Consider the following 21,083-nt stretch of genomic DNA (forward strand, 5'->3'; position numbering starts at 1 on the left):
GCTAACTCAGTGATTGGCCCAAAACTCACAAGCCACAAAGGCAAAATAAAGTCCTAGGAGCAAAAACCCTTCCCATCGACTGAGCTCTCGATCCGTTTTCATGAGCACAAAAAGCAGCAAAGCGGCAAAAAACATAAATCCTCCCGTCACCCAAATCAAGCTGGGGGCAAAGTCAAAAGGACTCACCAAAATCGTAAGCCCCAAAACCATCGTGGCATCGCTGATCACCGTGCCTAAAATGTCTCCAATGGCCAGGCCGTTGTAGTGTTTGCGCACCGCTTGAACCGAAAAGAAAAGTTCCGGCAAAGTGGTTCCCAGCCCCACAAACAAAAGTCCCACCAAAATAGGATGCACGCCCCATTGTTCTGCCGTCAAAGTTCCAAATTTCACGGTCAAGGAAGCGCTGAGCAAAAGCACACCCATGCTCACCAAAAGCAGCAGCAAAGTGCCCCAATGAAAGGAGCTGGCAATGCGCGCCTGGTCTTTGGGTAAATCGTGATGCAGTGCCCACACATAATAAGCGACCCCGGCTCCCAACAAAGCAAAGCCGTCCAGGCGTGAGTATTCAAAATCAAAACCCAAGACAATGGGCAAGGCAAAAAGGGGTAGACAATAAATGTTTTTTCTAAAAACCACATCGCTGACTTTAAGGCCTTTTTTCGACGCCAAAATCACGAAAAAAAAGACCACCGTAAGGTCCGCCACATTGGAGCCGAGCAAAGTCCCCATCCCAAATTCCGGCGTGCCTTTGGCCGCAGAAATAAGGGAAATCAAAGTCTCTGGCAAAATCGATATGAAGGCGATCACAAAGAACCCCATCACAAAGCGCGAAAAATTGAAGCTCTTAGCGATCGTATTCGAGTAGCAGATCGCACGCTCTGCGCTCTTGACCAGAAGTCCCAGTGAAAGGATGAAAAGCAAAAAATACATCCCCATATTATACCTGATTTCCAGGAAAATTTAAACCCCTAAAGTTGATGGCCGTTTCATTTAAAACAAAGTGAGGATTTTGGACGAACAACAATAGTTAGGAAAAGAGAGCGCACGAGAGGCGAAGTGCCCTGTGGGTAAAAACCGTTAGGTTTTGCTTTCGTGAATTTAAAAAAAGGAGAGACCACTCCTTCTCCCCTTTTTCATACCCGTTGAACCGTGGTTATGTCTCAGCCTTGGATCATGAGCCAGAGCAAAGGCATCAAAGCCAAAAGTCCAAACAGCAAACCCATGTATATGTTTTTGTTTAAACGTTCAGAGCGCAATTCATGTTCAATAACAGACAAAGTTTCTTCCTGGCGTTTCACTTTTCCTTGAATGATTTCATCCTGCTGTTTCAAAACTTCTTCCTTGGCATGGTAATCCAAAAGAGGCACGGAATGCTTGAGTTGCATTTCCATTTGTCCCAGGCGATAATTGGCCGCCTCCAATTTGTTGTGATATTCACGCACTTCACGGCGAGAAAGATCGTACAATTCCTCGAAAACTTTTTCCCGCTCCCCTTTGGCAACTCCACTTTTTGCAGGAGCCGCAACGGCCACTGGATTTTCTTCAACGGTTCCAGTTTCCGCATCAAAAATCGTAGCATTTTGACGAGCTGCCACGCTGTCGATGTGACGATGTGCACGCCCCTCCACCTCGGGTGAAGCCCCGTGCATATTCTGAAATTGACTGACCTTGAGATTGTTCACTTCCTCCTCCGAAAGCAAAATGCTGCCCCCTTTCTTGCGTGAAGAAAGTCTTTTGGATCGAATGTAACGATCGAGCGTACGAGTGGACACCGCCAAAAGGTCCGCAGCATCCTGACGTGAAAGAGTAAACTTAGGAGAAATGAGAGTCATAGGCGTGGTGGAAATTTGTCTAGCCACAATCTATCATCGGCTGTCTACTTTGACTACATTAAACGTGATTAAACACTTGCGAGGATAAAAAATTGATGACGTAACTCCGCTCCTTTATACTGACTTCGTGTTTAAGACTACGCAAAAAACCCTACGCCTGCTCATCTTATTGTTTGTGCTGTTTTTCAGCATTTTTTCTTTCATGGTGATTTGGTTTTGGTTTGGAATTCATGTGGAAAAAGATCATGAACCGGCCCTTGCTTTTTGGCTTCCGCACGAATTCAGCACAGGCCAGCAAAACTCTCAAACCTTGCTCGAAAAGTTCCAGGGCCTCCCGGTCACAGACCTATATTTTCATGTGGGCCCCATTGAGCCCGATGGGACGCTGGCCAAAGACCTCTCTTTGAGCGCCGAAGACCTCGCCGCATTGCCCTCCACAAACTACGCCTGGATCGGACAAATCCGCAGCAAAGTGCCTTTGGAAAATGCCGCCGTTCGTCAAAAAATCATAGACAGTTGCCAGTGGCTGCTCATGCAAGGCTTCGATGGAATTCACTTGGACATTGAGCCTGTTCGTGAAGACGACTCAGATTTCCTTCTCCTCCTCCAAGAAATGCGCAGCGCCCTTCCCACAGCTTCCATTTCCATTGCCATGGACGAATGGCAACCCCACGGTTTCACTCAACTCCTCGCCAAACATTTTGAAGTGCCCATGGAAAGTTATTGGTCCACCGAGCAGGTCGAAAGCGTACTGCCTTACGTGGATCAACTGGTGGTCATGACCTACGACACCGGCTTTCGTGATCCCGATCTTTACAGTTGGTGGGTGGAGCAGCAAACGCTGGCTCTTTCAAAACGAGTCGGTTCAGATACGGAACTGTTCATTGGCATTCCATGTTACAATCGAGGCACGCGCTTCGATCCCCTTGCAGAGAACGTGCAATCTTCCTTAAAAGGTTACTTGCGTGGAGTGCAAAACCTCCGCACTCAAACCGAGCACGTCACGGGTCTGGCCGTCTATCCTTATTGGGAAATGGACGAGACAGAGTGGACAAGCCTTCATCAATTTTTTTCTCCTCATGAAACTGATCTACCTGAATAAAACGTCTGAAAAAGTCTCAAAAACCTTGTTTACAAAAATCTTAAAATGCCTTCCCAAAGTGGAGCCCCAGCTGACTCAAACAGAACTGGAACTTTTGCTCACCAACGACACCGAAATCCAAAACCTGAATCGCAACTACCGCGGCAAAGATCGCCCCACCGACGTGCTGTCCTTTTCTTTGGAGGATGAACACACTTTGGGCCAAATCGTTATTTCGGTGGAACGCGCTCGCGCCCAAGCCGAAACCCTGGACCAACCCCTTGAGGAAGAACTCCGCTTTCTTTTTGCGCATGGACTCATGCATCTTTGCGGTTACGACCACGAAACCCCCGAAGAGGAAGCTGTTATGCTTCCTAAAACCTACCAAGTCTTGGGACGAATATAGAGCTCAATCCTTAAGCCGTTTGACGCCCACCACAATCAGGATCAGCAAAGCCACCCCACTCACAATGAAACGCAAATAGTCTTCCATAAGAGTCCAGTAACGCATTGTTCCAATCAGAACCGACACAATGCCTCCATACAAAAACCCATTCATAACCGCCATCGGTATTTTAGGGATGAAAAGTCCCAAAAATAAAGTGAGCACTCCTAAACTTGTCAAAACAATGAAAGCATTTCGATTGTAAACCTGCGAAACTTTTTCATATTCGTCATAACAACTTTTATAAAAATCGCACATGGCTCCACCAGAATTGGCAGCGTACCAATCGCCACCCGCTTCCGTGCAGGCAGCCTCTGTTTCATAAGTGACTTGGAAGAGTGAAGCTGGGCAATAAGTGTCGTACTTTGGGGCAGGATAAAAGGTTTCCAGGCCCACGTTGAAAAACACATTGATGAGCAGCACCAGGGCCAAAGAAAGAGCCAGTTTTTTCCATCGATTGAGAGCGTGCATACCTCAATGGTACTGTGCTTGCAAAAGGCGGTCAAAGCATTTGCAAATCTTTGCATTGACGGGTTTGGTGCACTCGAGAGGACTTGAACCTCCACCCGCGTGAGCGGACATGCTCCTGAAGCATGCGCGTCTGCCATTTCGCCACGAGTGCATGGCCTAGGACTTCCCAGGTACGCGGATTTTAGAGGCTATCTCGAAAAAAGACAACCCTGGACTTTTCTATTAAAAAGTTGGATAATCCAGGCTTTCAAACAGCATGGATCACAAACTCAGCGACCATATCCGAACCGTCAATGATAGAGGGCACAAAAGTGACTTATTGAAATTGTGTCGTGAAGTGAAGGAAGAAACAGGGGCTGAAATTCAAAACGCTCGCCTACTAACCAATGCGGAGTTGCAGGGAACTTTAGGCCGCCACTGCAAAAATAGGATCGACTTAAACAAAGATCGCCTCTTCAAAAGCAAGGACCAACTGGCCGAAGCCGCCATTACTGCTATCCATGAAGCCTATCATGCAAAAGGCCGAAGGAAGAGTGGAATACGTGGAAAGGGCATTCGCCACGAAGGAATAACGGAGCTTGGTGCCCAAAAGAAAGCCACCGCTCTAGGCTACCGCGGTTTTTCATGTGCCTATCGAAAAGCCGTAGAAGGGGCGGATCAAATCGCCAACTTAATCACTTTTGATCGTATGATGGAATTGGCCGATCAAAAGGAAGCTCCTGTCCGGCTTCAGCGTGAAATCACTCGCGCTTTGGTTGAAAAACACTCTATGCCTTTTGAAAAAGCAGCCGCTCGAGCAGTAGCAATGGAAAAGGCGGCGGCTTAGAGGCTATCTCAATGCTGCTACAGGAAGATTTCTAGACGGTAAGAAATCCTAAAAGGGATTTCACTTCAACGTGCGCCTATTTTTTAGCCTCTACGCCATAAACGCTAGTGGCAATCGAAGTCGGCAAGAAGGCATGTCCCACGAGCCAACTGGCCAAATGTTCAGCACTCATGTGAGAAGACTCACTTCGCAGAGGGTCTGCAACCGAAAAACCACGAGGTCCTTTTCCAGCAACAGCTCTCCAATGAAAGGAACTGGCACCGTGAGTGCTGAGAGGAGCATTTACGAGGGCAAACTTTCCCGAATGCATCAGTCCGGCAAAACCCTCAGCAGTTTCTACAGGAGTTCCTCCATAACTCGAAAGATCTAAACCGAGATGAGTGCTCATAAATGAACAAGTCTCCTCAAAATGTCCAGCTGTTTTAAAGCCTAGGGAGGTCATTAAATCTCGTCTTTCAGCTAAACCAACCAAAGCTGCCTCATCAAAGCCCGATCGGTTAGTGCCTAAGGCCCGAGCCACCGCAAGGCAAGAGGCAATAAAACAAGCTCGCCTATCTTTTTGCAAAACAGGTTGGATCACACGGGCTTCTTGTTGCACGGGAATTCTTTCAAGAATCCGAAGAACTTCGGCTCTCACCTCTGCCTCGCTTGGCCTATGCAGATCATTCACAGCAGTAATGGGCCCGAAACCGGCCGGAGCTGGATGTGGAGTCCCAACAGGGCCAAACAAAGGTGTTGGAGGTCCAAATAGGCTATCTCTTCCCAGAATTGGTTTTCCCCTAGATTCTCATTTGAATCCGAACACTTGGTAAGATGAGTTCATGAAAAAAACGCTAAGAAGTTCTCACAGCTTTCCAAAAGTGAGAGGGATGAAATATTCATACTGAAGGGGAAAGGATATTCGCTCAGAGCTATCGCTAAAAGTCTGAAGAGAAGTGTTTCAACTGTTTCAGATGAACTCAAACGTAATGAAGTGAATGGCAGCTATAACCCGAAGAAAGCACAGCAGAAAAGCTATGTACGAAGGCGCTCCGCTCGCTTTCAAGGGAAGAAAGTTGCAATGAACAAGAAATTGAGAGATTTCGTAGAAGAAAAACTAAGAGATGATATTTCTCCAGCCGCTATTTCTGGGAGACTCAAATGCCAAGAGGGAGCTCTTCCTTTTGCCTCCAAAGACAGTATTTATCGCTTCCTAAAAAGCCCCTATGGAAGAGCTTTGGAGTATGAACGTGAGCAGAAAACAAAACATCGAAGAAAGAGGCCCAAAGTACTTTCAAAACTTTCGGACAGAACGTTCATAAATGAGCGTCCTAACAGAATAGAAATGAGAGAAGATGTGGGAGACATTGAAGGAGATTTCATAGTTTCAGGGAAAACGGGAAAGGGTTCACTTTTGGTTGCTGTGGACAGGAAACTAAGAGTTTCATTTCTTGAAAAGATCTTCCCAGTGACGATTGAAGAAGTTCATGAGGCTTTTTGCGAATCCAAAAACGTTTTCCAGAGCTTCAAAGCATGACTACGGACAATGATATTCTCTTCCAGAAACACAAGGAATTGGAGAAGCTGCTGGGCATTAAAATCTACTTTTGCCACCCTTATCATTCATGGGAAAAGGGCACAGTGGAAAACACGAATAAAATCATTCGGAAAGATATTCCTAAAGGCAGTGATATTTCAAAATACAGTAAAGCTTTCATTCAAAGGCTTGAAGAAAAACTCAATCGTAGACCGCTCAAGTGTTTGAATTATCTCACCCCAAAAGAAGCTCTTTTGGTGCACCGCGAAATCACAAAACTCAAAAAATCCTAATCCATTAAGTGTTCGGATTCAGCCCGTCCAGTGCCTCCAAGACTCATGCGAATAAGATAACATTTTCACACAAAATGTCAATAGTAGGGGTAGCGAACACAGGATTGGTTACTTTCTCATTACCATTCATGCAACGCTAAAAAGGCCGAGTGAATTCCAAGGCTACAGCAGCTTTGAAGTACTCAGTAAACCTGATTGTGGCTCCCGACAGCAAGCATCTCCACAAGTACATAATCTCCATCAACTTTAAAAACGATTCGCAAATCAAAGCCAACTGAAAGAGCTCGCTTTCCAGTCAACTTCCCCTTCAATGCGTGGTTTTTAAGTTCAGGTGTTTTGGGGTCACGGGCAAAGACACGAATGGTTCCATCCACCGACAACCTTTTGCTCTGATTCAGTTTTGCGTACTGTTTGGTGAACGATTTTTTGAAAACAATCTTCATTATGCCGCTCGCTTAGATTCTTTGTGTAAGAAAGCGATGGCATCGTTAGCGCCCTCAAACGCTTCAGAACATTCTTCATTTTCTGCAGCTAGAACAGCCTCCTCAAAAGCAGGAGTAAACCCATTCTCAGTGATGGCCATTTGTGAGCCAACCGTTATTTTCCCATCGGCGTAGTCATTTAGGAGAAGGCGGGTGATGAAGGAGATATTCATCCGATCCTTCTTAGCTCGTTTAGCAGCTCTATTCTTGGTTGCAGTATCGATCGAAATGGTAGAATAAGTAGACATATGAATATTTGTAGAAATTCTACAAGAATTATAGCTTTTGACCTGTTTAGTGTCAAGAATAACCACCCTTTTGGTGATCATTATTGCAGGGCGCATTGATTTATGGTTGAATAGCCTTCCCTATTAGAAAATATAGAAGATTTTAAACCACAACTTGATTCAGAAGAACATAAGAGACGTCGAGTGCCTCAGCTGAGCCGAAGAGGTCTTGTGTGGGGTCTCGCCGCACTAGCGGCCGCAGGGTTAGTGGAAGGCTGTAAAGCAAAGGAAGTGGATAAAAAGGAAGTAGGTAAAAAAGTGGGTGAGGCGGAAATCAAAGGTCAAAAAGTAGAAGTCCACGAAACCACTTTGCCTGGAATGGACAAACCCATTTTCTACCTTGTAAAAAACGGTTACTCCAAAGATTTATCGAAAGAAGATCATGAAGGTATACAAGCCCTGATGCAGAGCTGGAAAAAAAACTTTGGTTCTGAGGTCGGTACGCCCAATCCAGCGGAGGATTACAAAGACAATTGTCACTTTGTTACCTTTAAAAAGTCAGGGGTGCAGGGCTTGCCCAGTCATGCCTGGCTTGCGCGGCTTTCACCAAAAGAGAATGTACAAAAATACAATGAACATTACGGAGATCCAGTGTTGTTGATATTGAATCAGTTCTTTGAAGAGCAGAAAGGTGACATTATCATACCTGCTAATCAAGGTATGCCCCCTAAAGTATTCAGTACGGCGATTCAAACAGAATTAAAAAAACAACTCACTGAGGAGCCGGACCTTCTTGAGGCTGGAGATGTAGCGGTTTTTTGGATTAAAAGCCCAGATACAGGCTTAGATGACGCCTTCCATTCTGGTGTGATTGAAAAAGTCAATGGAGAACTGCATCTCATCTCAAAACTAGGTGAGCTCCCTACGGCCCCCCTCCCTCTATGGTACGTACTCTGGTTTTATCTAGAGAGTGGTAAGCTACCTGATATGAAAATCAAGATGTACAAAAAGAAGCCAGCTCAAGGTGCATCGGAGTTGAAGTAAATATTAATTTAGCCTCACACGTTAAAGTATGAAACAAATTCTATTGCCTGTACTCTTTATTTTCTTACTTGGGTGTTCATCCGGTGAAGAGAGGGTGATTTCAGTAACTCCTGAAAGTAAGCAAGAGGAGGTAGCAGAAACCACTCAAAACCCAGCCTCACTCAAAATCCGTGAAGATTATCTTGAATGTTTTTCAGGAAAAATGTGCGAGAACTTGGACGAAGCCAAACTTAGCCCGGAAATGAAAGTGGTTTTAAAACCAGAAGTTCAGGGTTCTATCAATCAAGTATACCTGGAATTCTCTCAGAATAATGGGAAGTCAACCGTTGCCCCACTATTGATAAACGGAGGTATTTTAACCAGCAATCATGCAATAATTTACTACACAGATGCTACGTACATCATTGTGGACTCTGGAGAGTATCTGACTTTTCAAACCACTCCATTCTATTTTTATAATGGAATCGAATGGAACAGACTTCCCATTGAGGGGAAAATTGAAGAGGTGCTTTATAAGGAAGAGCCCACATTCAATGAGGCTTGGTGGGTTGGTCCAGAAGATGTATCAGGTGAAAACCCAGATAGCATAGACCTCTCAGTAAGTTGGAACCCCACTCCAGAAACTGCTCCGGTCTCAATAAATGTGAGTTTTAATGTAAAGACCTACGAAGTAAAAATCACGGATAGGCACACGTATTAAACCTTCCCAATAGTAAACTAAAATGCAGGCAACATTGAAAAGGCCGGGTGCGAAGCCTAAGACAGTTCCTGTAAGCGGACGCCCAGTGTTTTGATGTCATACCCTGGTGGGATAAAGTTTGTTTTGCAGCGTACTGAACCCTGTGAAACCTGAGTTCTTTGAAAGGGCACTTGTATAACAGTAATCCCGAACTTATCAGATAGTTCTTCAAAGACGGGTTGATGCGTTCTGCCCTGCCCCGTTAAAACGAAGATCTCTCCATGTGCATTTGTCAAAACGATTGAGTTTGTTGGAAGTTCAGAGCTGCCAGTTCTCGCCGTTTCAAAAACCTCAAGATGCTCCATTTTTGCTATTTGAGCCACCGCCTTACTATTCATAGACCTATATAGAGGGTCAACTACCCAAACGTCTTTTTCCGGGATGAGTAACATATCAAGGTCTAGGTGGTCTCTCTGAAAAGGTCTAGGTACAAAGTGTACCCTAGACACGTCGTATAGTTCTTTCAGCCGTGATGTCGTGTCATCTGCATCCAAACCTACTATTCTAGGAAATGTATCTGGTGCTAGGACATAGTCACCACCAAAGATGAGGCTACCCCCCCTCTGCCAGATAACCTTGTTGTTGATGAGTTTGAACAAGGCCATTATGGAAGACCCATTGATCTCTTGGCCAAAGTGTTTCTGGAGCATAGAGTACTGCGAGGCCAAGGCTTTTTAACACCTCTATCAAACCCTTAACCTCTGCCTCTCTCGCATCTGCTAAGTAACGGAAATCAGCTCCAGCCCTATCCTCGTAGTGTTGACTCACAGTTTGTCCTACAACCGCAATTGCGTTCTCAATTTTATATGCCATTTAGGATCCTAGATTCTCATTTGAATCCGAACACTTGGTAAGATGAGTTCATGAAAAAAACGCTAAGAAGTTCTCACAGCTTTCCAAAAGTGAGAGGGATGAAATATTCATACTGAAGGGGAAAGGATATTCGCTCAGAGCTATCGCTAAAAGTCTGAAGAGAAGTGTTTCAACTGTTTCAGATGAACTCAAACGTAATGAAGTGAATGGCAGCTATAACCCGAAGAAAGCACAGCAGAAAAGCTATGTACGAAGGCGCTCCGCTCGCTTTCAAGGGAAGAAAGTTGCAATGAACAAGAAATTGAGAGATTTCGTAGAAGAAAAACTAAGAGATGATATTTCTCCAGCCGCTATTTCTGGGAGACTCAAATGCCAAGAGGGAGCTCTTCCTTTTGCCTCCAAAGACAGTATTTATCGCTTCCTAAAAAGCCCCTATGGAAGAGCTTTGGAGTATGAACGTGAGCAGAAAACAAAACATCGAAGAAAGAGGCCCAAAGTACTTTCAAAACTTTCGGACAGAACGTTCATAAATGAGCGTCCTAACAGAATAGAAATGAGAGAAGATGTGGGAGACATTGAAGGAGATTTCATAGTTTCAGGGAAAACGGGAAAGGGTTCACTTTTGGTTGCTGTGGACAGGAAACTAAGAGTTTCATTTCTTGAAAAGATCTTCCCAGTGACGATTGAAGAAGTTCATGAGGCTTTTTGCGAATCCAAAAACGTTTTCCAGAGCTTCAAAGCATGACTACGGACAATGATATTCTCTTCCAGAAACACAAGGAATTGGAGAAGCTGCTGGGCATTAAAATCTACTTTTGCCACCCTTATCATTCATGGGAAAAGGGCACAGTGGAAAACACGAATAAAATCATTCGGAAAGATATTCCTAAAGGCAGTGATATTTCAAAATACAGTAAAGCTTTCATTCAAAGGCTTGAAGAAAAACTCAATCGTAGACCGCTCAAGTGTTTGAATTATCTCACCCCAAAAGAAGCTCTTTTGGTGCACCGCGAAATCACAAAACTCAAAAAATCCTAATCCATTAAGTGTTCGGATTCAGCCCGTCCAGTGCCGATCAGTGAAGAAGCTCACAATAACATGTAAGTATAAAATGTCAATGGCGTGTAATGGTTCAATAGCTTTGCATCACCCCTGTGCAAAGATATGGACATGGCATACACACAAAATCCCCATCTGCCTCGGGTGCGAATGGAGGCAGCAAAGTTAGTTCTGGAAAAAGGCTGGAGCACACGCGAAGTGGCCAGACACACAGGTTTTAACCAAAGCAGCATTGTGCGGTGGGTGGAAAAGCTCAGAGGCAATAACTATGGCCACACCATTCCCACAGAAAGCTCACGTCCCCATTCGCACCCCAGTGAGCTTTCTGCAGAGACAGTGCAGAAAGTCATAGAGTACAGACTCAAGTACCAGCGGTGTGCAGAAGTGATTCACTATTTTCTGGAAAGAGATGGCTACGAAGTGAGTCTTTCCAGTGTGAAGAGAACACTCAAAAGGAACGAGATGACCAAATACAGCAAGTGGAAGAAGTGGCACCAGTATGAGGAAAGACCGCGGCCTGAAAAACCAGGCATATTGGTGCAAATAGACACGATTGTGGATGGGCCTTATTATGACAGACTTTATGTATACACTATGCTGGACGTGTGCAGCAGATGGGCCTCTGCTATGCCGGTGATGAAGATTGGAACCCACGCAAGTTGGGAGTTTATTCAGCACTCACAAGAAGACATGCCCTTTGAACTTAAAATGATCCAGACAGACCATGGAAGTGAGTTTTCCAAGTGGCTCACTAAAACGCTTGTAGCTAATGAAATTCAGCACAGGCATTCAAGAGTACGAACACCCACAGACAATGCCTATGTGGAGAGATTCAACAGAACCATCCAGGAGGAATGCCTCTCCCGAGTCCCAAAGACTTTAGAGGCTTACAAAAAAGCAATCCCTGACTTCCTTCACTATTACAATTTTGAACGTCCTCACATGGGTCTTCACATGCTAACTCCTAACGAAGTGATGCAAAGCTATTGATTACAAAACATGGCGTGTATGTCATGTCCATATCTTTGCACAGGGGTGATGCAAAGCTATTGAACCACTACATAACATTGACAGAATCAAAATAGGTGATACTGTGCTATTCTAGCCTAGCTTTCAATGTCATCAGAAAAAATCTTGGTAGATGCAATCTCTGATCCAGAAGTGCAAAATCAATTTGTATGTGTAGGTGGAGTGACCTTGATGGTGGAGGATTTTGTAAATATTTGGAATGGTGAATTTATTTTTCCTGGTTTGAGTCCAGAAGAACTTTCAATGATTGATTCAATGTATGACCTAGAATCGGTCAATGGTCTTCTTTATTCGATGCCACATTCTGTATTTGGTAGTCGTGTTGCTAATACTTGTTTTGAAACTGTGTCACGTTTGAAAAAGTTTCTGGAAATTAGAGGTATGATTGCTCGCTACAAAAAAACACACGATAGTGGCATTTTAAGTATGCATCGTGTTCTATCAGCCCTTGGAGGAGAAAGGTATCAATTTAGTACTATTGCTGAATTTGTATCTGCTTTGCCTGGTGTAACGCCTACCGCAGTCGATGCTGCTTTGGTACAAGGTGCTATTTCTGAACATATTGGTTCTTCAGATGTTCAAGTCCACTATATGACCGAACGTGGCTCTGAAGCCATAAGCAGTGTGGTTGATGAGTCTAGACATGCCCTTGTGTGTAGTATTTTAGGGGTTAAACCCAAGCTTGTTGATAAGATTCCATTATTTATTTTAGAACGGTTGGCCTTTGAAGTTGAACCTTCTGATGATGACATCCGAGAGCTTAGCAGGATGAACAATATTGGTTCACATGGAGTCGTGACGGGTATCCAATTAACACAGTGGATAACCTTTTTAGGTGGATTTGGTTTGTTTGCTCATGGCATAACCCAAGTAATGACTGACCTTCCCATGGCTGAAATGGAAATTAAAGTAGGTGTGGAGCTCATGTGTCTTATTGGAGTCTATCTTATGCTGTTGTACCCTGCTAATGCACGTAAGATTGCTGTATCTTTAGCTTCTAGCGATAGTCGTTATTCGAAGATGTATAAAGGTCTAGCTGAAAACATAGGAACACTTAAAGATTCACCATATGGTAAATCAAGATTGGTCTTGCTCAGAGAAATTGTGCGTGAAGCTTATGGAAAGAAGAATAATACTGAGGCTCTTCGAATTGCTTTGGAAGCCTTTGGCACTGAAGAAGAAATTGAAGGGTTTAATCGCTTCTCAAATTCTCAAGGTGTAGGTTATGACAGTCCTGAAGGGGTACTTAGTTTGCTGGCAGATTATCAGTCTTATTTGTTAGCTAACGAGAAGTTGTCAGCGGAGCTTGAAGAGTCTTTACGAAGAGCTACCCCGGGAAGAGTTTCACAGTAGTGTATTTGCGAAATAACGGCTTGCAGAAGCCATTTAATGAATTGGTCGGGGTAGCAGGACTCGAACCTGCGGCCTCTCGGTCCCAAACCGAGCGCAATAGCCAACTTTGCTATACCCCGACTGAGTGCACAGTGCACGCAAACAAAAGTCCAGTGCGCGAGCGAGTATAAGCGAAATCCACCAAGTTACGCAACCTTCTTCTCCTTCGACCCCCCTCCCGCACGTTTGTCTTTGGCAACGTTAACGAACAAATCTCTCAAAGCTTGCTTGCGGTAAACGTTCAAGGTCATCTTCTTATCTTTATTAAAAGGATCAGGAATATCCTCAGAATCACCGAGTCTAACGCCTATCCGTGCAGTGGAGGCACCTTCGTAGATGTAAACCTTGCCAGTGATAAGATCCTTCAACTGAAGAGTGACCGTTTGTTGACTGTCTTCATTCACACCAAACTTTAAACTTTCATAACTTTTACCTCTCAAAACCGCATCCACTTTTGCTGTCAAACGCTCTTCACGACCTTCGCGCAAAAACGCTTTGTCCAAAAGGATGTGTACCCCCTCCTTAAGTGCGCCTTGCGAAAGCGCCTCTTGAGCGTCCACCTGACCTTTGAGCTTCCCGTCCTTATTCGGCACAGGGGCTTCAGCACCAGTAGTGCTTGGAGCAGCACCGGGAGTCGTTTCGGTGGCAGGCTGAGCTCCTTCTGCAGAGGTTGTTACAGGCGTTTCAGTCGTTCCAGGAGTGCCAGCTACCGCTACCTCCTTCTTAGAAATCATGAACTTTGTATTATAACCTGCGCCAACCAACAAACGCTTCCCCTCCGGATTCTTCCATGTTCCATCCTTATAACGATATTCTCCTCCATCCTCCGTCCGCAGAACCGTTTCACCGATTTCAGCCGCAGGAATTTCAGTCGCAGCGCCACTGCCTTCGGGGCCAACAAGGTGCTGAATGCGACTTTCTAAGACAGGCACATCTTCGGTAAGCTCTACAGAAGTGCTACCATCAGAATTTTCCGTTTTCTTCACATATTTTTCTGGATTTGCTTCCAAATCTTTCACAAAATCACTCTCGGATTCAATCTGCACGGAAGCCTTTTCAGATGAATCACCAGCCGACTCTAGGTCCGCCATTTCACCGCCAGCCTCTTCCTCCACGATAGACGCTTCACCGTCTGAACTGACCGGACCTACATCGCTCACATCAGGCGTACTTTCACTTGAAAGATCTTCACTGGGCGAAGTGCCAAAAGCTTCTGGCTCCGCTTCTGAAGTTTGACCATGAAGAGAAGGTATACCAGCAACAAGATCTGTCCTTTGTTTATTGAGCGCATCCAAAAGGCGTTGATCCGCAAATTGACGGAAAGCCTCAGGATCTTGACTCCTAATAACAGGGACAGATTCTTTATAAGAAGGTACGTCTGGCTTAAACTTAGTGGAGTTCTGCATTGAATCAAAATCGTAGACCTCTACAGTACGAACACCTTGAGGAAGGCGAGTGCTCCCCTCTTTTAGCGCAGTGGCGAGCGCCTTTTCGAAACTGCGAACGTCTAAAGCTGCATTTGCAAGTCCAGAAAGAAAAGGCTCATTAGCGTAGGCACTTGAGCTATAACGACATCCACTCCCTTCAATGATCCATACAGTCTTAGCGCCAGCATAAGCGCCATCAACCCTCAAAATCAAACGGCCTGCTTCTCCCAATTCAGGATTGCTCACCGTAACAACAGGCATATGGTCAGGCCCAACCTTTAATTGTGCCGTTACCCCTTCCCCAAAATCCAAATTCCTCATTTCACCCGCAATTTCCGTTGCAATACGAAGACGCTCAGATCGCTCTGCATCTAAGGGAACTTGTTCTTTGCTCTTAGGAGAAGGGGAAACAGATACTTGACAGTACTCCTTAAAAAACGCTTCCAATCTAAACAAACCAAGATCAATATCGGCCTGATAAGGCACAGGCACTCGAAGAGCCTTGTTTAAAGCGGCTGCATCTTCAGGATGAGCCTGGGCATACTGTGTCAAAACGTTTTCACCATAAAACGGAGTCTGCAAATGCGTGTTGCGATACACATTCAAAGCGTCAGACAAATTTTTCACTGAAAATTCTCGTTCAAGGGGACTTTCTGGAGCCTTTAGCGCCTCATACTCATCTAAAAAGCTGTCAAGCTCAGCGAGCTTGATTTGAATATTGTAGGAAAGATCAATACCCTCATCAGTATGGTCCTTGAGCAATCGAGTCAAATCCGCAGACTCTTTAGGAAAGTTATAGGTGTAAAATTCCAAAAATTCTGGATCATACTCAGTAGCGCCATACAGCGACTCATTGTAATTCTGCAATGCCTCGCTCAAATCATGACCGGCATCGGTACTTTGATTGGGTAATTCAAGAGGAGACATAAGGTTCAATTAAGAGTTGAAAGTAAGGAATCGGCTTGGCTTTGTGAAGCCGCCACATCTGCAGATTCAGCTGCAACGCGTTTCGTCCGCGCTTTATCGGCCTGCCACTCACTATGCGCGGCCGCCGCCTTTTTTAAAACTTCAGTTTTTGACTGCAAGTCTTTCATCTGCGCGGCTTTTAAATCCAAAAGAAACTGTTTCAAACGGAGCAAATCTTCTTCCTTCATGTTTGGAGCCAACTGCAAAATGCGTGCGAGTGTTTCTCCTGTTAAAGCAGGGATTCCTTTCGCCAGGTTCAGAACTTCATCAAGCAAAGCAGCCATTTGTTTTTGTTTTTAATCTTTTCATTGTAGCATAAGTCCAGTGTTTTCACAAGCCTTCATGAAGCGTCATTGGTCTCAAATCGTGGGCCTGCCCCTCACCTGCGAAAATCAAGTCCTCGCCGTTCTCACGGGCGTCTTTTTAGACCCGGAACAAGGGAAAGTTTTGGCCTACAGAGCGGGTTTCCAAGGCGTTTTCAGCCCTTTAGACATTCAATCGTGGCACGCAAAATCCATCGAACTCCACGACCCCGATGCGCTCACCAGCCCCGAAGAAATCTCCCGCCTCAAGGCCTTTGGACTCAGACGCAGCTTGCTCAATCACAAAAAAGTGTCCACTCAAGGCGGAAAATCCCTGGGTCGTCTTTACGATTTTTGCTTGGAAACGAGCACGTCCAGCCTAATAAGCATTGAGGTCAGCAAACGCTTTCTTTTTTGGGAGTGGGACCATCGCCTCTTCCCCTTTTCAGACATTCAAGAAATCACCGAAAAAGAAATCATTTTGAAAGTGGAGCCAGAGCAAAAAGCAAAGATCAAAACCAAGCAAACGGTCAAAGCAAACATTCGTCTGAGCCCGGTCAGTTCTTTCGAAAAGCACTAAAAAAGACCCCGCAAAGGGGTCTTTTTTGAGAGTGCGTCTAGTTGGCAATACCCGTTGTCGTGGTCGTACCTGCTGCGCCGTCGCTGGCCGCTCCGAGCAAGGTGTTGACGAAAGCAAAGGAGACAAAGATGAGGATAGTTCCAATGGCACAATACATAAGAATTTTCTTCGCTTTCCCTACATTCTCTTCGTTTCCGGCTGCCGTGACATAAAGCACTCCGGCGTAAATCACCATGAGCACCATCAAAAATCCAAGGAAGCTGAGGGCAAAATTCAAAATGGTTTTAACAATGGTTTTTAAATCACTTTCCCCCCCGGTGAGGCTGGAAACCGCAGAAGGATTGTCTTCTGGACTGATGAGTGAAGTCGCAAAAGAAGGTTCTGCGAAAAAGCTGCTGATGAACAAAGCGGCTCCGAGAAGTCCGGCAAAGATCAAAACTTCACGAAGCAAAGGTTTTTGAGCAAGAGTGGTCATGGCGTGGAATTAAATTCACCTTCATTATAGCTCAAAACGGACGGAACGTAAACCACTTCTCGTTCCAGGCGCACGCCAAACCGCTCTTCCACTGTTTTTTGAACCTGTTCGCTGAGCATTAAGACTTCTTCGCAAGTGGCTCCGCCAAGGTTCATTAAAAAGTTGGCGTGCGCCACCGAAACTTGGGCTTTGCCCATTTGCACCCCTTTGAGTCCGGCGGCTTCTATCAAGCGCCCCGCATGGTCCCCCGCAGGATTTTGAAGAAAGAACCCGTGTTGAGTCCAGGGGGCTGTTTTTGAATCCGCGTGCGAGCCACCGCCTTCATTTTTTCTTGAATGGCTTCCGCGTTGCCAGGGTGTAGACGAAAAGTAGCACTCAAAATCACTCCATTTTCTTTTTTAAAACGGGACCAACGGTAAGCATAATTCATCTCATCCACACCCAAAGTTTTCACTCCCTGGCCCGGCAAATACACCGTCGCTTCTTTGAGCACATCCTTGACTTCCACCCCAAAACAACCCGCATTCCCAAGGACAGCGCCCCCCACCGTGCCAGGCAAACCGTTCCATTCTTCCAGTCCAGTGAGCGCAGACTCCGCGGCCGCCTTCACCAAACGAGCACTCATTGCACCGGCCTCTGCCCACAGTTCTTCGCCACGCACTTTTAAAGCTTGTGCACGCATGCGAATCACCAGACCGCGAAACCCGGCATCGTCAAACAGCAGATTGCTCCCCCCGCCAAACACAAAAACCGGCATGTCCCGATCTTCCGCCCAGGCCAAAGCTTCCAAAACCTCTTCCGTGGAGGAGGCTTCTAAAAAATAATCCGCCATTCCCCCAATTTGATAGGTGGTGTAACGCGCCAGTACTTCATCTTTTTTGATTTTTTCATCCAAGCCCATGCGCCCATTTTAGCACAGTGGCAGGCATCACGCTCATGTGAAAAGTGAAAAGCGGCTAATTGTTACATTGTAACAATTAGAGTTTTTTGAGAATTTGGAATTAGAGAGCGGTCGCTCACCTATATATTGAATGAGTTCCCACGTCGATGAAGCCCACCTCGCCCTCTTCCCTTCACTGAGCGGCCAAAATCTTTACTTTCATTTCAAGCACATCCCGTAGCTCAAATTCCACATTTTCAAGGTCATAGTGACTTTGCAAATTAAGCCAAAACTCAGGACTCGTTTGGAAGTATTTGGCCAAACGCAACGCTGTATCTGGGGTTATAGCCCGTTTCCCATGGATGATTTGACTCACGCGAATGGGTGGCACATCAATGTCCATGGCTAAACGATACATAGTGAGGCCAAAAGGCTCTAAGAATTCCTCTTTGAGGATTTCACCAGGATGGATTGCATGAAGCATGGGTATAAAGTGATAGTTAGTGATAATCAACAATCTCTAGATCATAAGCATTCCCCTCTCTCCAGCGGAAACAAATTCTCCATTGATCGTTGATACGAATACTATGTTGATCGCCGCGCTCTCCTTTCAGTTTTTCCAATCGATTTCCAGGAGGCACCCGCAGGTCATTGATATCCACCGCCGCATGTATCATCACGAGTTTTCTGAGGGCAATTCTTTGGATGGATTGCGGTATTTTTTTAGATCCCATCCGCTCAAATATTTTTTCTACTTCTTTGTCCTTGAAGGATTGGATCATAAGGGTAACGAGACGCGTTAATATCGTAACGCGTTAGTGACTGCGCGTCAATACCTTGTAATGGTTCAATAGCTTTGCATCACCCCTGTGCAAAGATATGGACATGGCATACACACAAAATCCCCATCTGCCTCGGGTGCGAATGGAGGCAGCAAAGTTAGTTCTGGAAAAGGCTGGAGCACACGCGAAGTGGCCAGACACACAGGTTTTAACCAAAGCAGCATTGTGCGTCAGAAAGTCATAGAGTACAGACTCAAGTACCAGCGGTGTGCAGAAGTGATTCACTATTTTCTGGAAAGAGATGGCTACGAAGTGAGTCTTTCCAGTGTGAAGAGAACACTCAAAAGGAACGAGATGACCAAATACAGCAAGTGGAAGAAGTGGCACCAGTATGAGGAAAGACCGCGGCCTGAAAAACCAGGCATATTGGTGCAAATAGACACGATTGTGGATGGGCCTTATTATGACAGACTTTATGTATACACTATGCTGGACGTGTGCAGCAGATGGGCCTCTGCTATGCCGGTGATGAAGATTGGAACCCACGCAAGTTGGGAGTTTATTCAGCACTCACAAGAAGACATGCCCTTTGAACTTAAAATGATCCAGACAGACCATGGAAGTGAGTTTTCCAAGTGGCTCACTAAAACGCTTGTAGCTAATGAAATTCAGCACAGGCATTCAAGAGTACGAACACCCACAGACAATGCCTATGTGGAGAGATTCAACAGAACCATCCAGGAGGAATGCCTCTCCCGAGTCCCAAAGACTTTAGAGGCTTACAAAAAAGCAATCCCTGACTTCCTTCACTATTACAATTTTGAACGTCCTCACATGGGTCTTCACATGCTAACTCCTAACGAAGTGATGCAAAGCTATTGATTACAAAACATGGAGCCACGATGTTTTCAACTTATTTTATGTTTGTGTTTGGGTTTTTCCGCAGCGGGAAGCAGTCCCGCCAAACATTTGCACTAAATAGGTTTTTATATTGATCTACGGGTCGCAGACATGTACAATAAAGCTGTACATATATTCCACTCATGAATTCAACCACTACTTATACTAAGGCTCGAAAGAATTTAAAAACTGTGTTTGATGCTGTTTGTAGTGATCATGGGCCTTGCTTAGTCGAACGCCGTGAGGGCGGAAACATCGTACTTGTTTCCGAAGAGGACTTTAACTCACTTGAAGAGACAGCTTACCTTCTTTCCTCCCCTTCAAACCTTAAACATATCGCCACCTCTTTGAAGGAACTGGAAAACGGGAAGACTGTTGAATTTGATCTTCCTGCCTAATGAAAAAAGTCCAATTCACAAAATCTGCTTATACTGATTTTGAGTATTGGAAAGCCAAAGACCCTAAAGTGCATTCCAAAATCATCCATCTTCTCAAGGATATTCAGGTGAGTCCTTTTGTAGGGCTTGGAAAGCCAGAAGCTTTAAAATATTCTTTGAAGGATTGCTGGTCTCGTCGCATTAACAGGGAGCATCGACTGGTTTATAAAGTCAGCGGACAATTGATCTCCGTCATATCTTGTCATTATCACTATTGATTGGCCTGCTTTCAACTTATTTTATGTTTGTATTTTGTTTTTGTCGCAGTGGGAAGCGGTATCCATTCATTTGCATCAATCAAAAACTTACGATCTCTGTGATATACCTTGAGGGCATAGCTTTTATTCATCGCTCTTAATTTCATCCGCATCTTTCCTAGAGGATGACAATGATTGGAATCCAGCAAGCCATTGTGAACGCAACTCATCACCTTTAAAACCTCTCTTCGTCAAATTCTTCCAGCGTTCGACATGAAGAAGGAAGTGAAACCCATAGAATTGTCTTAAGCGTTGTAGGATTGTATGAAGGATCGCTTCAGTCCTTATGTGTAAAGTTCCCTTCGCATTTTCAGCTGCTAGGTTTTCTTGCTCAGTTAAGAATTGGCTTAACTGACTACCATAGGTTCCTCTAAGCTTAGACAAGGCACTAGTCAAAATGTCGAGCTGATGAGGTATCGCATTGGGTTGTAAAGCCCCTGGCACGGTATTCTCACCAGCGTATTTAGCCTTGAACCTAGGTAGCACTGCATTTGCAGAAACCACTGCGCCAATCGCTGCTTTAATTTCCTCAGGCAAGCCATCTAATGCTGCAACCTCAGGGTATCTGTTAAGAAAATCTGGATCAAAGACCAGGGGGGGTGGGGGGCTGTCATCTTCGCTCGATAGGACTCTCTTCTCAGGCAGGCTCGGTTCAACGAAAATTCTCATAGGACAGTTGTTACGCAGGACGTTAGCAGCAAATTCATTATACAATCTTTTAGTGCACACGTCAAATGGAGCCACTTGTCGGACTCGAACCGACGACCCACGGTTTACAAAACCGTTGCTCTACCAACTGAGCTAAAGTGGCACTGGCAACTTTTTATA

30 protein-coding genes and 3 tRNA genes are annotated in these 21,083 nt (G+C 45.1%); 15 read left to right on the forward strand and 18 right to left on the reverse strand.

The window, feature by feature from the left end:
• Positions 1 to 6 precede the first annotated feature (6 nt).
• Positions 7 to 930 (reverse strand): hypothetical protein, encoded by a 924-nt coding sequence (locus IPG41_04620; GenBank protein QQR54457.1) that lies wholly within the window; start codon positions 928 to 930, stop codon positions 7 to 9.
• A 230-nt stretch (positions 931 to 1,160) separates the two neighbouring features.
• Positions 1,161 to 1,832, reverse strand: coding sequence for a helix-turn-helix domain-containing protein (locus tag IPG41_04625; GenBank protein QQR54458.1), 672 nt, complete (start codon positions 1,830 to 1,832; stop codon positions 1,161 to 1,163).
• Positions 1,833 to 1,959: 127 nt separating this feature from the next.
• Between IPG41_04625 and IPG41_04630 the strand changes: the two genes are divergently transcribed.
• Both IPG41_04630 and ybeY read left to right on the forward strand, forming a co-directional pair.
• Entirely contained in the window at positions 1,960 to 2,934 is a 975-nt protein-coding gene (locus IPG41_04630) for a glycoside hydrolase family 18 protein (protein ID QQR54459.1), read from the forward strand.
• Positions 2,912 to 3,319 (forward strand): rRNA maturation RNase YbeY, encoded by a 408-nt coding sequence (gene ybeY, locus IPG41_04635; GenBank protein ID QQR54460.1) that lies wholly within the window; start codon positions 2,912 to 2,914, stop codon positions 3,317 to 3,319. The genes IPG41_04630 and ybeY overlap by 23 nt, the downstream gene beginning before the upstream one ends.
• A 3-nt stretch (positions 3,320 to 3,322) precedes the next feature.
• On the opposite strand, the gene IPG41_04640 is transcribed toward ybeY, so the two are convergent.
• Both IPG41_04640 and IPG41_04645 read right to left on the reverse strand, forming a co-directional pair.
• Positions 3,323 to 3,829, reverse strand: a complete 507-nt coding sequence (locus IPG41_04640) for a hypothetical protein (GenBank protein ID QQR54461.1) — start codon at positions 3,827 to 3,829, stop codon at positions 3,323 to 3,325.
• A 65-nt stretch (positions 3,830 to 3,894) separates the two neighbouring features.
• Positions 3,895 to 3,980: transfer RNA gene (locus IPG41_04645), tRNA-Leu, on the reverse strand.
• A gap of 105 nt (positions 3,981 to 4,085) precedes the next feature.
• Here IPG41_04645 and IPG41_04650 point away from each other — a divergent pair.
• Positions 4,086 to 4,655, forward strand: a complete 570-nt coding sequence (locus IPG41_04650; GenBank protein ID QQR54462.1) for a hypothetical protein — start codon at positions 4,086 to 4,088, stop codon at positions 4,653 to 4,655.
• Positions 4,656 to 4,731: 76 nt separating this feature from the next.
• Here the strand turns inward: IPG41_04650 and IPG41_04655 are convergent, their stop codons facing one another.
• Positions 4,732 to 5,253, reverse strand: coding sequence for a hypothetical protein (locus tag IPG41_04655; protein QQR54463.1), 522 nt, complete (start codon positions 5,251 to 5,253; stop codon positions 4,732 to 4,734).
• Between the two features lie 375 nt (positions 5,254 to 5,628).
• Between IPG41_04655 and IPG41_04660 the strand changes: the two genes are divergently transcribed.
• On the forward strand, positions 5,629 to 6,171 hold the full coding sequence (locus IPG41_04660; protein ID QQR54464.1) for an IS30 family transposase: 543 nt from the start codon (positions 5,629 to 5,631) through the stop codon (positions 6,169 to 6,171).
• A complete protein-coding gene (locus IPG41_04665; GenBank protein QQR54465.1) occupies positions 6,168 to 6,464 on the forward strand; it encodes an IS30 family transposase in 297 nt (98 codons plus the stop codon). Before IPG41_04660 ends, IPG41_04665 begins: the two co-directional genes overlap by 4 nt.
• Before the next feature lie 182 nt (positions 6,465 to 6,646).
• Here the strand turns inward: IPG41_04665 and IPG41_04670 are convergent, their stop codons facing one another.
• Entirely contained in the window at positions 6,647 to 6,907 is a 261-nt protein-coding gene (locus IPG41_04670) for a type II toxin-antitoxin system mRNA interferase toxin, RelE/StbE family (GenBank protein QQR54466.1), read from the reverse strand.
• Positions 6,907 to 7,290, reverse strand: coding sequence for a hypothetical protein (locus tag IPG41_04675; GenBank protein QQR54467.1), 384 nt, complete (start codon positions 7,288 to 7,290; stop codon positions 6,907 to 6,909). Before IPG41_04675 ends, IPG41_04670 begins: the two co-directional genes overlap by 1 nt.
• Before the next feature lie 174 nt (positions 7,291 to 7,464).
• Here IPG41_04675 and IPG41_04680 point away from each other — a divergent pair, with 174 nt between their 5' ends.
• Both IPG41_04680 and IPG41_04685 read left to right on the forward strand, forming a co-directional pair.
• On the forward strand, positions 7,465 to 8,217 hold the full coding sequence (locus IPG41_04680) for a hypothetical protein (protein ID QQR54468.1): 753 nt from the start codon (positions 7,465 to 7,467) through the stop codon (positions 8,215 to 8,217).
• Between the two features lie 28 nt (positions 8,218 to 8,245).
• Complete coding sequence (locus IPG41_04685) at positions 8,246 to 8,917, forward strand: hypothetical protein (GenBank protein ID QQR54469.1); 672 nt, start codon at positions 8,246 to 8,248, stop codon at positions 8,915 to 8,917.
• A 56-nt stretch (positions 8,918 to 8,973) separates the two neighbouring features.
• On the opposite strand, the gene IPG41_04690 is transcribed toward IPG41_04685, so the two are convergent.
• Complete coding sequence (locus IPG41_04690) at positions 8,974 to 9,606, reverse strand: hypothetical protein (protein ID QQR54470.1); 633 nt, start codon at positions 9,604 to 9,606, stop codon at positions 8,974 to 8,976.
• Positions 9,607 to 9,971: 365 nt separating this feature from the next.
• On the opposite strand from IPG41_04690, the gene IPG41_04695 reads away from it, so the two are divergent.
• The 4 genes from IPG41_04695 (at position 9,972) to IPG41_04710 (ending at position 13,210) form a co-directional block, all read left to right on the forward strand.
• Positions 9,972 to 10,514 carry an IS30 family transposase gene (locus IPG41_04695; protein ID QQR54471.1) on the forward strand — a complete coding sequence of 181 codons (543 nt, stop codon included), beginning with the start codon at positions 9,972 to 9,974 and terminating at the stop codon, positions 10,512 to 10,514.
• The gene (locus tag IPG41_04700) at positions 10,511 to 10,807 is read left to right on the forward strand and encodes an IS30 family transposase (protein QQR54472.1); all 297 of its coding nucleotides are present in this window, start codon (positions 10,511 to 10,513) and stop codon (positions 10,805 to 10,807) included. The genes IPG41_04695 and IPG41_04700 overlap by 4 nt, the downstream gene beginning before the upstream one ends.
• 132 nt (positions 10,808 to 10,939) lie before the next feature.
• Positions 10,940 to 11,818: an IS481 family transposase gene (locus IPG41_04705; protein QQR54473.1), complete on the forward strand. Its 879-nt coding sequence runs from the start codon at positions 10,940 to 10,942 to the stop codon at positions 11,816 to 11,818.
• A gap of 126 nt (positions 11,819 to 11,944) precedes the next feature.
• Positions 11,945 to 13,210 (forward strand): hypothetical protein, encoded by a 1,266-nt coding sequence (locus IPG41_04710; protein QQR54474.1) that lies wholly within the window; start codon positions 11,945 to 11,947, stop codon positions 13,208 to 13,210.
• 42 nt (positions 13,211 to 13,252) lie between these two features.
• Here the strand turns inward: IPG41_04710 and IPG41_04715 are convergent.
• The 3 genes from IPG41_04715 to IPG41_04725 all read right to left on the reverse strand — a co-directional run bounded on the left by IPG41_04715 (position 13,253) and on the right by IPG41_04725 (position 15,926).
• Positions 13,253 to 13,329: transfer RNA gene (locus IPG41_04715), tRNA-Pro, on the reverse strand.
• Positions 13,330 to 13,395: 66 nt separating this feature from the next.
• Entirely contained in the window at positions 13,396 to 15,603 is a 2,208-nt protein-coding gene (locus IPG41_04720; GenBank protein ID QQR54475.1) for a hypothetical protein, read from the reverse strand.
• Between the two features lie 5 nt (positions 15,604 to 15,608).
• Positions 15,609 to 15,926 carry a hypothetical protein gene (locus tag IPG41_04725; protein QQR54476.1) on the reverse strand — a complete coding sequence of 106 codons (318 nt, stop codon included), beginning with the start codon at positions 15,924 to 15,926 and terminating at the stop codon, positions 15,609 to 15,611.
• Positions 15,927 to 15,966: 40 nt separating this feature from the next.
• On the opposite strand from IPG41_04725, the gene IPG41_04730 reads away from it, so the two are divergent.
• The gene (locus tag IPG41_04730) at positions 15,967 to 16,524 is read left to right on the forward strand and encodes a PRC-barrel domain-containing protein (GenBank protein ID QQR54477.1); all 558 of its coding nucleotides are present in this window, start codon (positions 15,967 to 15,969) and stop codon (positions 16,522 to 16,524) included.
• 37 nt (positions 16,525 to 16,561) lie between these two features.
• Here IPG41_04730 and IPG41_04735 read toward each other — a convergent pair whose 3' ends face one another.
• The 5 genes from IPG41_04735 to IPG41_04755 all read right to left on the reverse strand — a co-directional run bounded on the left by IPG41_04735 (position 16,562) and on the right by IPG41_04755 (position 18,661).
• Complete coding sequence (locus IPG41_04735; GenBank protein QQR54478.1) at positions 16,562 to 16,999, reverse strand: hypothetical protein; 438 nt, start codon at positions 16,997 to 16,999, stop codon at positions 16,562 to 16,564.
• Positions 16,996 to 17,229, reverse strand: a complete 234-nt coding sequence (locus tag IPG41_04740) for a hypothetical protein (protein ID QQR54479.1) — start codon at positions 17,227 to 17,229, stop codon at positions 16,996 to 16,998. The genes IPG41_04735 and IPG41_04740 overlap by 4 nt, the downstream gene beginning before the upstream one ends.
• Positions 17,226 to 17,900 carry a UDP-N-acetylmuramate dehydrogenase gene (murB, locus tag IPG41_04745; GenBank protein ID QQR54480.1) on the reverse strand — a complete coding sequence of 225 codons (675 nt, stop codon included), beginning with the start codon at positions 17,898 to 17,900 and terminating at the stop codon, positions 17,226 to 17,228. The genes IPG41_04740 and murB overlap by 4 nt, the downstream gene beginning before the upstream one ends.
• A gap of 172 nt (positions 17,901 to 18,072) precedes the next feature.
• Entirely contained in the window at positions 18,073 to 18,363 is a 291-nt protein-coding gene (locus tag IPG41_04750; protein ID QQR54481.1) for a HigA family addiction module antidote protein, read from the reverse strand.
• A gap of 16 nt (positions 18,364 to 18,379) precedes the next feature.
• Complete coding sequence (locus IPG41_04755; protein QQR54482.1) at positions 18,380 to 18,661, reverse strand: type II toxin-antitoxin system RelE/ParE family toxin; 282 nt, start codon at positions 18,659 to 18,661, stop codon at positions 18,380 to 18,382.
• An 87-nt stretch (positions 18,662 to 18,748) separates the two neighbouring features.
• On the opposite strand from IPG41_04755, the gene IPG41_04760 reads away from it, so the two are divergent.
• From IPG41_04760 to IPG41_04770, 3 genes are all read left to right on the forward strand, one after another.
• Positions 18,749 to 19,543 (forward strand): transposase family protein, encoded by a 795-nt coding sequence (locus tag IPG41_04760; protein ID QQR54483.1) that lies wholly within the window; start codon positions 18,749 to 18,751, stop codon positions 19,541 to 19,543.
• A gap of 161 nt (positions 19,544 to 19,704) precedes the next feature.
• Positions 19,705 to 19,959 (forward strand): type II toxin-antitoxin system prevent-host-death family antitoxin, encoded by a 255-nt coding sequence (locus IPG41_04765; GenBank protein QQR54484.1) that lies wholly within the window; start codon positions 19,705 to 19,707, stop codon positions 19,957 to 19,959.
• On the forward strand, positions 19,959 to 20,216 hold the full coding sequence (locus IPG41_04770) for a Txe/YoeB family addiction module toxin (protein ID QQR54485.1): 258 nt from the start codon (positions 19,959 to 19,961) through the stop codon (positions 20,214 to 20,216). Before IPG41_04765 ends, IPG41_04770 begins: the two co-directional genes overlap by 1 nt.
• Positions 20,217 to 20,339: 123 nt before the next feature.
• Here the strand turns inward: IPG41_04770 and IPG41_04775 are convergent, their stop codons facing one another.
• Together IPG41_04775 and IPG41_04780 are read right to left on the reverse strand one after the other, a co-directional pair.
• Complete coding sequence (locus IPG41_04775; protein QQR54486.1) at positions 20,340 to 20,924, reverse strand: hypothetical protein; 585 nt, start codon at positions 20,922 to 20,924, stop codon at positions 20,340 to 20,342.
• A gap of 66 nt (positions 20,925 to 20,990) precedes the next feature.
• Positions 20,991 to 21,066 (reverse strand) — tRNA-Thr (locus IPG41_04780).
• Positions 21,067 to 21,083 lie beyond the last annotated feature (17 nt).

The organism is Candidatus Peregrinibacteria bacterium (assembly GCA_016699145.1).
Classification (GTDB): domain Bacteria; phylum Patescibacteriota; class Gracilibacteria; order UBA1369; family 2-02-FULL-48-14.